Source organism: Massilia sp. Root351, assembly GCF_001425045.1.
In the GTDB taxonomy this organism is placed as follows: Bacteria; Pseudomonadota; Gammaproteobacteria; order Burkholderiales; family Burkholderiaceae_D; genus Rugamonas.
In genome coordinates this window covers 492,855-505,669 of record NZ_LMDJ01000031.1, presented here as the reverse complement: position 1 = coordinate 505,669, position 12,815 = coordinate 492,855, and the positions used below count along the sequence as shown (strand labels likewise).

Here is a 12,815-nt window from a genome sequence, read left to right as displayed (position 1 = left end):
GCGGCTCAGCTCGGTTGGAATTTGGTGCGATGCAGCATCGAATCTTCTTTACATTTTTTCGCGCCACGTTAAACTCCGGTCCACTGATAGCGCTAACAGATAGCGCTACCAAATAGGACTGGATATGACAGAAAAGACGAAACCAACGCGCTGGGTGGTGATGGGTGTTTGCGGCTGTGGCAAGAGTTCGGTTGGCGGCAGCCTGGCGCAAAAGATCGGCGCCACGTTCCTCGAAGGCGACACCTTCCATTCGCCGGCCAACGTGGCGAAGATGTCGGCCGGCACGCCGCTGAACGATGCCGACCGCGCCGAGTGGCTGCTGCAGCTAATGGCGGAAATCCGCGACGCGCGCGAGCGCGGCGAGAGCCTGGTGTTGTCCTGCTCGGCACTCAAGCGCCGCTACCGCGACTTGCTGCGCGAGGGCGATCCGGAACTGCGTTTCGCCCATCTCGCCGGCGACCGCGAGCTGATCGCCACCCGCATGCTGGCCCGCATCAACCACTACATGCCGCTGTCGCTGCTGGACAGCCAGTTGAACGTGCTGGAGCCGCTACAGGCGGACGAGGCCGGTATCACGCTGGATATCCGCAAGGAGCCGGCGCAGCTCATCAGCGACATCTTCAACAGCAATCCATAACTAAATCCTCAACGGAGACACGATGCTTACTACCCGCAACAAGATCCTGACCACTTCGCTGGTCGCCATGGCCGCCCACATTTCCAGCGCCTACGCGGCGGACGAGCCCCAGGCCGCGCAAGCCACCCAAGCGGCAGCCAAGGCATCCGACAACGGCAACGTGGCCGAGGTGATCGTCACCGCCACCAAGCGCTCCACTTCGCTGCTGAAAACCCCGCTGGCCGTCACCGCCCTGAGCGGCGCGGCGCTGGACGATGCGCACGTGAAGAACCTGGAGGATCTGACGCACCTGTCGCCGAGCTTCCAGGCCACCAGCCAGGGCGACCACGCGGTGCTGCTGCTGACCATGCGCGGCATCGGCAACGACGGCGCCAAGACCGAACAGGCCGACCCGGAAGTGTCGGTCTACGTGGACGGCGTCTACTCCCCACGCGCCGAAGGCGCCACCGCCCTGCTCTACGACATGGACCGTGTGGAGGTAATGCGCGGACCGCAAGGCACGCTGTGGGGCCGCAATTCCACCGCCGGCGCGGTAAACATGGTGAGCGCCAAGCCGAAGTTCGGCATGACCGAGGGCAGCGCTGAAATCACGGTCGGCAACTACAACCGCACCGGCACCCGCTTCATGTACAACCTGCCGATCACCGAGCAGTTCGCGCTGCGCGTGGCCTATGCCGGCGAGTCGCACGAAGGCTACGTGGACTATCAGCAGCCGCCGAACATCCCTGGCCTGGACAAGAACGCCTTCGTCACCAGCGGTGACAAGTACAACGCGCAAGACCAGAAGGCGCTGCGCCTGTCGGCCGCCTGGCAGCCAAACAGCAGCCTGCGCACCGACCTGTCCTTCGAGACCTTCCGCGACGACGGTACGCCGTCCATGAACCTGAACCAGGAACCGCGTCCGGGCCAAAAGCTGTGGTCGGCGCTGATCCAGATCGCGCCCTACCTGCACCGCAAGGTAGACACCATCCGCACCCGCACCGACTGGAACGTGAACCAGGATATCGACCTGGCTTTCATCGCCGGCGCCCAGCGCACCGACGGCGCCATGCAGTTCGACGCGCGCGGCGGCTACACCGTGCCGACCAGCAACACCACCGGCGGCGTGCTGCGCAACACGCGCATCAACTGGGAGCACTACACCAATGCCAGCGCTGAACTGAACGTGAAGTCCTCCGGCAAGAAGACGGTGGACTGGCTGGTGGGCGCCTACGTCTTCCACGAAAAGGCCGGCATCCGCCTGGACCAGCCGGCATGGTCCGGCACGCAAGCGGGCTACGGCTGCACCAACTGCGGCTGGCCGGCGCTGACCCAGAACAGTTTCGTGCAGCCCAACCAGGACACCAAATCGCACGCCTTCTTCACGCAGAACACCTGGAACGTGGCCGAGACTTTCCGCCTGACCGGCGGCCTGCGCAAAACCTGGGACGAGAAGCACAACCGCGGCGGCACCAACTTCTACTGCCCGACAACGCAGCCGGCCAACGGCAAGCCCTGCCTGCCAATCACGGCGCAGGACGATCCGCGCAGCGTGGGCTTCGTGCCCAACCCATCGGTGATCGGCCCGGACGGCAAGCCGGCGTTGAACAACGACGGCCAGCACAAGTGGAGCAAGCCGACCTGGTTGCTGAAGGCGGACTATGACGTGACCAGGGACATCATGGCCTACGCCAGCGTGAGCACCGGCTACAAGTCCGGCGTGCTGACCGACGGCGGCGTGCACACGGCGCCTGAAACGCTGACCAGCTATGAGCTCGGTGCGAAGGGCAAGCTGATGGGCGGCAAAGTCACCTGGGCCACCTCGCTCTACTACGCGGACTTCAAGGGCTACCAGATCTCGGTACCAACCACCTTCCCGAACGGCGCCAGCTTCCTGCTGACGGCCAACGCGAAAGGCGCGACGGCCAAGGGCTTCGAAGGCGAGCTGACGGCGCGCGTGACGCCGGTGGATACGCTGAACGTGGCCATGTCTGTCCAGCGTACCGAGATGGATACCTTGCTGACGGCCGACCCGAACAACTCCAGCTACAACAATCTGCCCGGCCCAAACGGCGGCAAGGTGCGCGACCTGAAAGGCAACGAGCTGCCGCACGCGCCGCACTTCTCGCTGAACGTGGGCTACCAGCACCACTTCAACCTGGAGAGCGGCGCCCGCATCTCGCCGCGCATCAATATGCACTACGAGACCGCGAGCTGGCTGGATGTGTTCAACGACGGCGAGCCGGACCGCCAGCGTGCCTACACCCGCAGCGACTTCACCGTGCGCTACAAGCCGGCAGGCGACAAGCACTGGCAGGTGGAAGCCTTCGTGCAGAACCTGGAGAACAAGGACATCAAGACCACCGTCAACATCGTGAACCTGCCGCCGGCAGCCAGCGACCGTCCTGTATGGCAGGCGATGTACCTGGCGCCGCGCACCTTCGGCGTGCGCCTGACCGCCGATTTCTGATAGCACTTGCGCCGTCCCCGCCATCAATCGGGGCGGCGCGTTCGCGTTAAACTCGGCATCGTCCCTTATCACCGAAAGCAATCCGTGGCTGCAGTGCTCAATTCCCCCTTGTCGTGGCGCGAGAAATTCAGCTACGGCATTGCCGATATGGGTTTCAATTTTTATTGGACCAATATCGCCACATTCCTGCTGTTCTTTTATACCGACGTATTCGGCATATCGGCCGCCGCTGCGGCCTCCATGCTGTTCACGATCAAGATCGTCAACGCCTTCACCGATCCGCTGATCGGCGCGCTGGCCGACCGTACCACCACGCGCTTCGGCAAGTTCCGTCCCTACCTGGTGTGGATGGCGTTGCCGCTGGGCGCAGCCGCCGTGCTCACCTACACCACGCCGGACCTGGACCACGACGGCAAGCTGGCATGGGCCTACGGCACCTATCTGCTGATGATGGTGTGCTACACCGCCATCAACATCCCGTACAACGCGCTGTCGGGCGTCATGTCGGGCGATCCGCAGGAACGCTCCACCATCAACGGCCTGCGCTTCATCTTCGCCTTCGCCGGCAGCACGCTGGTAACCGCCGCTACGCCCTTCATGGTGCGCCTGCTGGGCGGCGGCGACGATAAGCAGGGCTGGCAGCTCACCATGCTGGCCTGGGGCGTCGCCGCCTCGGCCCTGTTTGCGCTCACCTTCTTCAACACGCGCGAACGCATCGCGCCCGCCGCCACGCAAACGAGCAACGTGGCGCAGGACATCCGCGACCTGACCCGCAACGCCCCCTGGCTGGTCCTGTTCTTCCTGGCGCTGATCATCATGATCACCATCACGCTGCGCACCTCCACCGCCATCTACTACTTCAAGTACTACGTGGGCCGCCCTGAGCTGATGGCCACCTTCGTTCCCGCCTACATGGTGGCAGCTGCAGCAGGCGCCTCGCTTACGCCGCTGATGACGCGCTACGTGGACAAGAAGAAGCTGCTGATCATCCTCATGGGCTGCACCACGGTGCTGTCGAGCGCCTTCTTCTTCGTCGACAAGGAGCAGGTCTGGCTGATGTACACACTGCAGATCGCGCTCGGCTTCGTGCTCGGCCCCAAGTCGCCGCTGGCGTTCTCCATGTACGCCGACACCGCCGATTACAACGAATGGCGCACCGGCCGCCGCGCCACCGCCATGACTTTCGCCGCCGCCACCTTCTCGCAAAAACTCGGCACTGCTTTGGCGGTGGCGGTGATCGGCGCGCTGTTCACAGCGCTGGGCTATGTGCCCAACGCGGCGCAGACCACCGGCTCGCAGGCCGGCATCGTGTGGCTGATGTCGCTGATTCCGGCCTTCTTCGCCGCGCTGGCCGTGGCCGTGATGCTCTTCTATGACCTCGATAAACAAAAACTGGCGCTGATCCAGACCGAACTGGCGGTCCGCAAGGCGGCGCTGTAAGCCAAACGCAGTAAGCTGAAAGACACTCCGGAGATACCCATGCTACGCCCAACCCACGATGGCGACCGCTACGAACTGACCAGCCCGACGGCCATGCCGAAGGCCGGCGGCTTCCTGTGGAACCAGAAAATGATGATACAAGTGACCTGCCGGGGCTACGCCACCGCGCAGTTCATGCAGCCCGAGCCCGCCAAGTACGCCTACGCGCCTAACCTGGAGGCCAAGACCTTCATGCAGCCGGAGCAGAACTACTACGCCCACCATCCGGGCCGCTTCGTCTACATCAAGGACGAGGAGACCGGCGAGTTCTTCTCCGCCCCTTATGAGCCGGTACGCGCGCCGGTCGACAGCTTCCGTTTCTCGGTCGGCAAGAGCGACATCGAATGGACCGTCGAGCACCTTGGCATTCGCGTCGAACTGACCCTCAGCCTGCCGACGCAGGACGTGGTGGAACTGTGGTCGGTCAAGGTGGTCAACCTGTCCGGCCGCCAGCGCAAGATCAGCGTCTATCCCTATTTCCCGATCGGCTACATGTCGTGGATGAACCAGTCCGCCGAGTACCGCGTGGACCTGGGCGGCGTGGTGGCCAGCTGCGTCACGCCCTACCAGAAGGTGGCGGACTACTTCAAGAACAAGTTCTTCAAGGACCGCACCTACTTCCTGTGCGAGACGCCGCCCGATTCGTGGGAAACCATGCAGCAGGCGTTCGAGGGTGAAGGCGGCCTGCACGCGCCTTCCGCAGTGCGGCAGGACGAACTGTCGCGCAGCGACGCGCGCTACGAAACGCCCACCGCCGCCGTACAGTACCGGCTTACGCTGGACGGCGGCGGCGAGCGCGCGCTGCGCTTCATCTTCGGCCCGGCCTTCGACGACGCGGAGATCCGCTCCATGCGCGGCAAGTACCTGAGCCAGGCCGGTTTCGCCGAGGCCAAGCGCGACTACGCCTGGTACATCGAGCAAGGCCGGGGCGTGCTGCAGATCGAAACGCCGGACGCGGAACTGGACAATTTCGTCAACCATTGGCTGCCGCGCCAGGTCTACTACCATGGCGACGTGAACCGCCTGACCACCGACCCGCAGACCCGCAACTACCTGCAGGACAACATGGGCATGAGCTTCATCAAGCCCCAGGTCACGCGCGCGGCCTTCCTGCACGCGCTGTCGCAGCAGGAACCGAACGGCGCCATGCCGGACGGGATCCTGCTGGTGGAAGGCGCGGAGCTGAAGTACATCAACCAGGTGCCGCACACCGATCACTGCGTGTGGCTGCCGGTCTGCCTGAAGACCTACCTGGACGAAACGGCCGACTACGCACTGCTGCGCACCGCCGTGCGCGGCGCCGAGGATGGCGTGGAGCAGTCGGTGTTCGAGCGCATCTCGCGCGCCATGGACTGGCTGCTGGAAGCGCGCGACGAGCGCGGCCTGAGCTTCATCGCCCAGGGCGACTGGTGCGATCCGATGAATATGGTGGGCTACAAGGGAACAGGCGTTTCCGGCTGGCTGACCGTGGCCACGGCCTACGCGCTGAACCTGTGGGCTGACATGTGCGCCCAAGTGGGCCGCGACGAGCGCGCCGAGCACTACCGCGCCGGCGCGGCCGCAGTGAACGCAGCCGCCAACAAGCATTTCTGGGATGGCGACTGGTTCTCGCGCGGCATTACCGACGACGGCGTCGCCTTCGGCACCAGGAAGGACAAGGAGGGCCGCATCTGGCTCAATCCACAAGCCTGGTCCATCCTGGGCGGCGCCGCCGGCGCGGAGCAGCGGACGAAAATGCTGGCGCAGGTGGACCAGCAGCTCAATACGCCATACGGCGTGGCCATGTTCGCGCCGCCGTTCAGCGCCATGCGCGAAGACGTGGGCCGCGTCACGCAGAAGCACCCCGGTTCGGCAGAAAACGGCGCCGTATACAACCACGCCTCGGTGTTTTACATCTACAGCCTGTACACCGTGGGCGAAAAGGACCGCGCCTACAAGCTGCTGCGCCAGATGATCCCCGGCCCGAGCGAGGCGGACTATCTGCAGCGCGGCCAGCTGCCGGTGTTCATTCCCAACTACTATCGCGGCGCGTATCACCAGTATCCGGAGCAGGCCGGCCGCTCCAGCCAGCTGTTCAACACCGGCACCGTGTCCTGGGCTTACCGCTGCTTCATTGAAGGCCTGTGCGGCCTGCAGGGCGACGCCGACGGCCTGCGCATCAACCCGCAGTTGCCGGCGGAATGGGACGGCATCAAGGTGACGCGCATGTTCAGGGGCGCGAAGTTCGTGCTGAACATCCGCCGCACGGACGTGAAGGAAGTGATGGTGATGCACGCCGGCCAGTTCCTGCCGTCTGCCCACATCGCCAATATCGCTCCGGGCGCGACCTACAACCTCAGCGTATTCGTGCCGGCATGAGGACGGGGCGCGCACGGGGTACAGTCACAGATACAGTCGCAGCTGCGGCCGCGGCCGTGGCGCTGGCCTGCCCCGCGCAGGCGGTGCCGCCGGCCCCGAGCGCGGACGAGCGCGCCGCACGCATGGTGGCGGCGATGACGGCGGAAGAAAAGATCCAGACCGTCTTCGGCTACTTCGCCACCGACTTCGCCAAGAAGAACCACTTCGCGCCGAAGGAAGCGCGGCGCGATTCGGCCGGCTACGTGCCCGGCGTGCCGCGCGTCGGCCTGCCGCCGCAATGGCAGGCCGACGCGGGCATCGGCGTGGCAACGCAAAGCAGCTCGAAGCAGCCCTATGAGCGTACTTCGCTGCCATCCGGCCTGGCCACGGCCGCCACCTGGAACCCGGCACTGGCCTACGCGTCCGGCGCCATGATCGGCAAGGAAGCGCGCCAGTCCGGCTACAACGTCATGCTGGCCGGCGGCGTGAACCTGATGCGCGATCCGCGCAACGGCCGCAATTTTGAATACGCGGGAGAAGATCCGCTGCTGGCGGGCGTCATGGTGGGCGAGCAGGTGCGCGGCATCCAGTCCAATCACATCGTCGCCACCGTCAAGCATTTTGCCTACAACGGGCAGGAGACCCACCGCTTCACCGTGGATTCCGAACTGGACGACGCGGCCGCCCGCATGTCGGACCTGCTGGCCTTCCAATTCGCCATTGAGCGCGGCGATCCCGGCTCCGTCATGTGCGCCTATAACCGCGTCAACGGAATCTATTCCTGCGAAAGCCCTTACCTGCTGAATGAAGTGCTGAAGCAGGACTGGGGCTACCAAGGCTATGTAATGTCAGACTGGGGCGCGGTGCATTCCACCATCCCTTCCGCCAACGCGGGGCTGGACCAGCAGTCCGGCTGGCCTTTCGACCACTCCGCCTACTTCAGCGACGCCCTGCGGGAGGCCGTCACCAACCGCCACGTGCCGCAGGCGCGGCTGGACGATATGGTGCAGCGTATCGTGCGCGCCATGTTCAAGCACGGCGTGATGGACCATCCGGTTGCAGTCGAGCCGGAATCCGGCATCGACTTCAACGCGCACGCAGCCGTGACCCAGGCGGGCAGCGAGGAAGCCATGGTGCTGCTGAAGAACAGCGGCGCGCTGCTGCCGCTCGCCGGCGCCGTGCGCTCGATCGCCATCATCGGCGGGCATGCGGACAAGGGCGTACTGTCCGGCGGCGGTGCATCGCAGGTGCATGCGCACGGCGGCATGGCGGTTCCCAACGAAGGCCCGGCGCACTTCCCCGGCCCCATGGTGTACCACCCGTCCTCGCCGATGCAGGCGCTGGCCGCGCGCAGCAAGGCGCGCCTGGCCTACCTGGACGGCAAGGACATTGCTGCCGCCGCCACGCTGGCCGCCGCGAGCGACGTGGCCATCGTGTTTGCTACACAGTGGACAGCCGAGAGTGTGGACGCCGCTTCCCTGGCGCTGCCGAACGGGCAGGACGAGCTGATTGCCGCCGTGGCGCGCGCCAATCCGCGCACGGTGGTGGTGTTGGAAACCGGCGGCCCGGTCACCATGCCATGGCTGGGCAGCGTGGGCGCCGTGCTGCAGGCCTGGTATCCGGGCACGCGCGGCGGCGTAGCGATAGCGCGCGTGCTGACCGGGGAGGTGAATCCTTCCGGCCGCCTGCCAGCCACCTTCCCCGCCGCCGAAACACAGTTGCCGCGCCCCGTCATCGACGCTGGGCAGCAGCGTGCCGACTACAACATCGAAGGCGCGGCGGTCGGCTATAAGTGGCACCAGCTGAAGGGCCGCAAACCGCTGTTTGCCTTTGGTCACGGCCTGTCTTATACCAGCTTCACCTATGGCGGACTGGCTGCGCAATTCAAGGATGGCAAGGTTACGGTCAGCTTCAACGTGCGCAACACGGGCACGCGGGCGGGCAAGGCCGTGCCGCAGGTCTACGTGGCAGCGCCTGCCCTCGAATCACCGGTTGCGCCGGATTCGCAGGTGGCCGGCGGCTGGGAAGCGCCGCAGCGTCTCGCCGGATGGGACAAGTTCGCGCTGGCCCCTGGCGCCAGCCACACCGCCACGGTGACGGTCGATCCGCGCCTGCTGGGCGTGTACGACAGCGCCAGCAAGACGTGGCGCATCGCCGGCGGCGACTACGACATCATCCTGGCCAGCGCATCCGACGCGCCCGCAGCCACCGTCCGCCTGCGCCTGCCCGCACACGCGGTGGACGTCCGGGGCCGCCCGGCAGGCGCGCAATAGCACGGCAGCAACCGGGGCTGCGATGCGCCGGCCCCGAGCCAGCTGCGGATTAGCCGCAGGCAAGCCCCACCGAGGCGGCACAAGAACAGCATGGCAGCGCCCCCTATGGCCGCCCCGCCTTGCCCGCTCGCGCGGGCCTGCGACGCAGCGCTTAGTCGTAGGCCAGCCTGGGATACCAGTCGCTGCCGCGCCCGGCCGGCGTGAGGTCGAGAATATTCCACAGCGGAGTGGGATCGGGCGCGAGTCGCGGATCCTGGCCGGGGTCCGACGTGCCGCCCATCTCGGCGCCCCAGAAATGGCGCACCTTGGCGCCATCCTTCACCCACACGTCCAGCGCCGGCCATTCGCTGCCATCCGGCGCCAGACCGCGATAGTCGCGCGCGAAGCCGTCGCCGACGGTGGCGTAGAACTTCAGATTGCGCCATCCCCGCTCGCGCGCAAAGGCCAACTGGCGCTCCACCGGCGAACGCCCCAGCACCGCCATGGCCGCTTTCTGCGTAATGTCGCGCGCCGGGATGTCGAGTGCGCCGAGAAAGGCCGTACACATGGGGCACGGACGGTCGCGCTGTGGTCCGAACATCCAGAAGTAGGTCACCAGTGTGTCATGCTTGCCGAACAGCGCTGCCAACGGCACGGTGGCGCCGTTTTCATCATTGAACTGGTAATCCGCCGCCTCACCGCCTGGCGGCAAGGCGCGGCGCTGCTCGGCCACCCGTTCAATATGGCGCCGCAGTTCGATTTCCTCGGCCAGCAAGGCGGTGCGCGCGGCGCGGTACTCGGCGCTGTCGTTGGGATAGGGCTTGCTCGCGGCGGCGGCAAGTTCATGGGCGGGTTTGAGCTGATCCATAATGCGCTCCCGGGCAAAGTGTCAGATCGCCCACGCTATCGCACCCGGCCCAAGGCTACCGTGCGCCGTCCCACATATCCGGGCATGGCGCTGCGTTTAGGCTGCGCATCCCGCGCTGACAGCCCTATTCAGCTCTTGCGCACCTTGCGGCGGCGGGCGTTCTTGGGGTCGGCGATCAGCGGGCGGTAGACTTCCACCCGGTCGTGCTCGCGCAGCACGGTGTCCAGCGTCTTCTTCTTGCCGTAGAGGCCGACCGCCATCGCGGCCAGGTCGATGCCCGGCACTTCCACCGCCAGGCCGCTCACATCCAGCGCCTGCCGGATGGTGGCGCCGGCCTCCAGCCGCAGCGCGCGGCGGAACTGCAGCGTGTCGGTGGCGTAGCACACCTCGACGTTGATTTGGCCCATGATTTGGTCAGCCGCCATATACCGTGTCGGCCCGTTTGCAGAACGAGTCCACCATGCTGTTGGCGATCATGCCGAACACCGGGCCCACCACCTGCTCCAGCAGGCGGCTGGAGAACTCGTAGTGCAGGTCCAGTTCGACCTTGCAAGCGTCCTCGCGCAGCGGCTTGAAGGTCCAGGTGCCGTCCAGGGTCTTGAAAGGACCATCGACCAGCGTCATCTTCATGCTGGTGGGCGGCGTATTCACGTTGGACGTGGTAAAACTCTGGTGAATGCCGTGATAATGGATGGCCAGGCTGGCCACGACGGTATTTTCGCCGCGTTCCCGCACGTCGACGCCGCCACACCAAGGCAGAAATTTGGGATAATCTTCGACCTTGGCAACCAGCTCGAACATCTGTTCTGCGCTGTAGCCCAGGATAACCGACTTGTGCACTACTGCCATTGTGTTACCGTTTGCTATGATGTTGGTTTATCCGCGCTCTGCGCGCGGCGAAACCGTAGTTTAACCGACCCGCACTGTTTTACCCACCACCCATGACTATTGCCGACAACAAAAAAGCCTTTCACGATTTCTTCATCGAGGACCGCTATGAAGCGGGCCTGGTGCTCGAAGGCTGGGAAGTGAAGGCAATCCGCGACGCGCGCGTGCAGATCAAGGAAGCCTACGTCACCATCAAGGGCGACGAGCTATTCCTGTTCGGCGCCCATATCAGCGCCCTGCCCACCGCGTCGACCCACATCAGCCCGGAAGCCGTGCGCACCCGCAAACTGCTGCTGCACCGCGCCGAGCTGGACAAGCTGATCGGCAAAGCCACCCGTTCCGGCTACACGCTGGTGCCGCTCAACCTGCATTACAAGGGCGGCCGCGTGAAGTGCGAGATCGGCCTGGCCAAGGGCAAGAAGCAGCACGACAAGCGCGCCACCGAGAAAGACCGCGACGCATCGCGCGAAGTGGCTTCGGCTATGAAACAGCATCGTCGTTAATATGTCACTTCGAGGTCACTTCCTTCCGTAGGCGTTTCTATCTAGAAACTCCCATGGTAAACTGCCGTGGCAAGACTCTTTAACGACGGCGAGGAAGAACATGGTGACGAAAACCGCAGCAATCCTGATATCCGGCGCGCTGCTGGCCGGCTGCGCGGGCCAGCAAGTGCCCCAGATTCCCCATACGCCGTACAGCCCGGTGCCCGTCGCCAGCAACTTCCCGACGTCCAACCAATACACGCTGCAGGCTGCGGCACACTGGGGCGTTATCGCCCAGCATATCGAAAAAGGCCTGGCGGCGGACTTGAAGAAATCGCCTCCGCGGCCGTTCTACATCGCCGAGCCGTCCCCGCAAGCATCGCCGTTCCAGCGTGCGCTGGCCGCGCAACTGGTGTCGGCCCTGGTGCGCGACGGCCATATCGTCTCGCGCACCCCGGCCGGTTCGCTCAAGGTGGACATCGATGTGCAAGCCTATACCTTCGCGCCGGGCCGCGCCCAGTTCCGCTATCCGGGCGAGCCGACCGTGCTGACCGCCGGCGTGCTGGCGCTGACCTTGCTGGAGCCGGTGGCCGGCCTGCTCGCCGGTGTCGCCGCCATCGACACCTACCAGTATCAGCATGCCAAGTTTGCAGCCGGCGACACGCCGCAGACCGAGCTGCTGGTGACGGTGTCGGTGTCCGACCAGTACCGCTACTACGCGCGCAACAGCACGGCCTATTATGTGGCCGACAGCGACCGCACGCTGTACGGCATTGCGCCCGACGTGCCGGCCGAAGCCAAACTGATGAAGACCTACAAAGTGAAGGGTGACCAATAATGCGCAACTTCGCACCGCTGCGCGCCCTGCTCGTCGCCACCTTCGCCACCGCGCTGCCGCTGCTGCTGGGCGCCTGCTCCAGCACCCCGGCCAAGGAAGAAACCAACTACGCCACGGTGTCGTCCAACCAGTTCATCGCCTCCAACTACAAGGCAGCCGACATGCTGCTGTCGCAGCTGAACGGCAAACTGTTGGCGGACAAGCCGCTGATCATGGCCACGGTCGTCAATATCGACGCACTGGAGCAAACCACCACGCTGGGCCGCCTGGTGTCCGAGCAGATCTCCACCCGCCTGTCGCAGGGCAATCTGAACATGGTGGAGATGAAGTTGCGTAACAACGTCTACCTGAAACGCGGCCAGGGCGAGCTCATGCTGACCCGTGAAATCGGCCAGGTAGCGCAGACGCACAATGCACAAGCCATCGTGGTGGGCTCCTACGCGGAGACCAGCGACATGGTGTTCGTGAACGTGAAGGTCATCCAGCCCAACACCAATTTCGTGCTGGCGGCGCATGACTTCGCGCTGGCCAAGGAAGGCATCGTTCGCTCGATGCTGATGCAGCACTGAGCTCCGGGCACCGGGC

11 protein-coding genes are annotated in these 12,815 nt (G+C 65.0%); 8 read left to right on the top strand and 3 right to left on the bottom strand.

What is annotated here, in order from left to right:
* The first annotated feature begins 124 nt into the window (after positions 1–124).
* From ASD15_RS22365 to ASD15_RS22345, 5 genes are all read left to right on the top strand, one after another.
* Complete coding sequence (locus ASD15_RS22365; protein ID WP_057157197.1) at positions 125–637, top strand: gluconokinase; 513 nt, start codon at positions 125–127, stop codon at positions 635–637.
* Positions 638–659: 22 nt separating this feature from the next.
* Positions 660–3,086: a TonB-dependent receptor gene (locus ASD15_RS22360; RefSeq protein WP_057157196.1), complete on the top strand. Its 2,427-nt coding sequence runs from the start codon at positions 660–662 to the stop codon at positions 3,084–3,086.
* Positions 3,087–3,170: 84 nt separating this feature from the next.
* Positions 3,171–4,526, top strand: a complete 1,356-nt coding sequence (locus tag ASD15_RS22355; protein ID WP_057157195.1) for an MFS transporter — start codon at positions 3,171–3,173, stop codon at positions 4,524–4,526.
* 39 nt (positions 4,527–4,565) lie between these two features.
* Positions 4,566–6,923, top strand: coding sequence for a GH36-type glycosyl hydrolase domain-containing protein (locus ASD15_RS22350; protein ID WP_057157194.1), 2,358 nt, complete (start codon positions 4,566–4,568; stop codon positions 6,921–6,923).
* On the top strand, positions 6,920–9,175 hold the full coding sequence (locus tag ASD15_RS22345) for a glycoside hydrolase family 3 protein (RefSeq protein WP_057157193.1): 2,256 nt from the start codon (positions 6,920–6,922) through the stop codon (positions 9,173–9,175). The genes ASD15_RS22350 and ASD15_RS22345 overlap by 4 nt, the downstream gene beginning before the upstream one ends.
* Before the next feature lie 151 nt (positions 9,176–9,326).
* Here the strand turns inward: ASD15_RS22345 and ASD15_RS22340 are convergent, their stop codons facing one another.
* The 3 genes from ASD15_RS22340 to ASD15_RS22330 all read right to left on the bottom strand — a co-directional run bounded on the left by ASD15_RS22340 (position 9,327) and on the right by ASD15_RS22330 (position 10,871).
* Positions 9,327–10,022, bottom strand: coding sequence for a DUF899 family protein (locus ASD15_RS22340; RefSeq protein ID WP_057157192.1), 696 nt, complete (start codon positions 10,020–10,022; stop codon positions 9,327–9,329).
* 128 nt (positions 10,023–10,150) lie between these two features.
* Complete coding sequence (locus ASD15_RS22335) at positions 10,151–10,429, bottom strand: RnfH family protein (protein WP_229418299.1); 279 nt, start codon at positions 10,427–10,429, stop codon at positions 10,151–10,153.
* A gap of 7 nt (positions 10,430–10,436) precedes the next feature.
* Complete coding sequence (locus ASD15_RS22330) at positions 10,437–10,871, bottom strand: type II toxin-antitoxin system RatA family toxin (RefSeq protein ID WP_057157191.1); 435 nt, start codon at positions 10,869–10,871, stop codon at positions 10,437–10,439.
* Between the two features lie 92 nt (positions 10,872–10,963).
* On the opposite strand from ASD15_RS22330, the gene smpB reads away from it, so the two are divergent.
* The 3 genes from smpB (at position 10,964) to ASD15_RS22315 (ending at position 12,799) form a co-directional block, all read left to right on the top strand.
* Positions 10,964–11,413 (top strand): SsrA-binding protein SmpB, encoded by a 450-nt coding sequence (gene smpB, locus ASD15_RS22325; protein ID WP_057157190.1) that lies wholly within the window; start codon positions 10,964–10,966, stop codon positions 11,411–11,413.
* Between the two features lie 100 nt (positions 11,414–11,513).
* The gene (locus ASD15_RS22320) at positions 11,514–12,230 is read left to right on the top strand and encodes a hypothetical protein (protein ID WP_057157189.1); all 717 of its coding nucleotides are present in this window, start codon (positions 11,514–11,516) and stop codon (positions 12,228–12,230) included.
* A complete protein-coding gene (locus ASD15_RS22315; protein WP_200954051.1) occupies positions 12,230–12,799 on the top strand; it encodes a FlgO family outer membrane protein in 570 nt (189 codons plus the stop codon). Before ASD15_RS22320 ends, ASD15_RS22315 begins: the two co-directional genes overlap by 1 nt.
* Positions 12,800–12,815 lie beyond the last annotated feature (16 nt).

Excerpts from the sequence above, each read along its gene's own strand:
- ASD15_RS22360 (WP_057157196.1), top strand. The coding sequence starts at position 660 with ATGCTTACTACCCGCAACAAGATCCTGACCACTTCGCTGGTCGCCATG.
- ASD15_RS22315 (WP_200954051.1), top strand. The coding sequence starts at position 12,230 with ATGCGCAACTTCGCACCGCTGCGCGCCCTGCTCGTCGCCACCTTCGCC.
- ASD15_RS22350 (WP_057157194.1), top strand. The coding sequence starts at position 4,566 with ATGCTACGCCCAACCCACGATGGCGACCGCTACGAACTGACCAGCCCG.
- ASD15_RS22335 (WP_229418299.1), bottom strand. The coding sequence starts at position 10,429 with ATGGGCCAAATCAACGTCGAGGTGTGCTACGCCACCGACACGCTGCAG.
- ASD15_RS22320 (WP_057157189.1), top strand. The coding sequence starts at position 11,514 with ATGGTGACGAAAACCGCAGCAATCCTGATATCCGGCGCGCTGCTGGCC.
- ASD15_RS22340 (WP_057157192.1), bottom strand. The coding sequence starts at position 10,022 with ATGGATCAGCTCAAACCCGCCCATGAACTTGCCGCCGCCGCGAGCAAG.
- ASD15_RS22365 (WP_057157197.1), top strand. The coding sequence starts at position 125 with ATGACAGAAAAGACGAAACCAACGCGCTGGGTGGTGATGGGTGTTTGC.
- ASD15_RS22345 (WP_057157193.1), top strand. The coding sequence starts at position 6,920 with ATGAGGACGGGGCGCGCACGGGGTACAGTCACAGATACAGTCGCAGCT.
- smpB (WP_057157190.1), top strand. The coding sequence starts at position 10,964 with ATGACTATTGCCGACAACAAAAAAGCCTTTCACGATTTCTTCATCGAG.
- ASD15_RS22330 (WP_057157191.1), bottom strand. The coding sequence starts at position 10,871 with ATGGCAGTAGTGCACAAGTCGGTTATCCTGGGCTACAGCGCAGAACAG.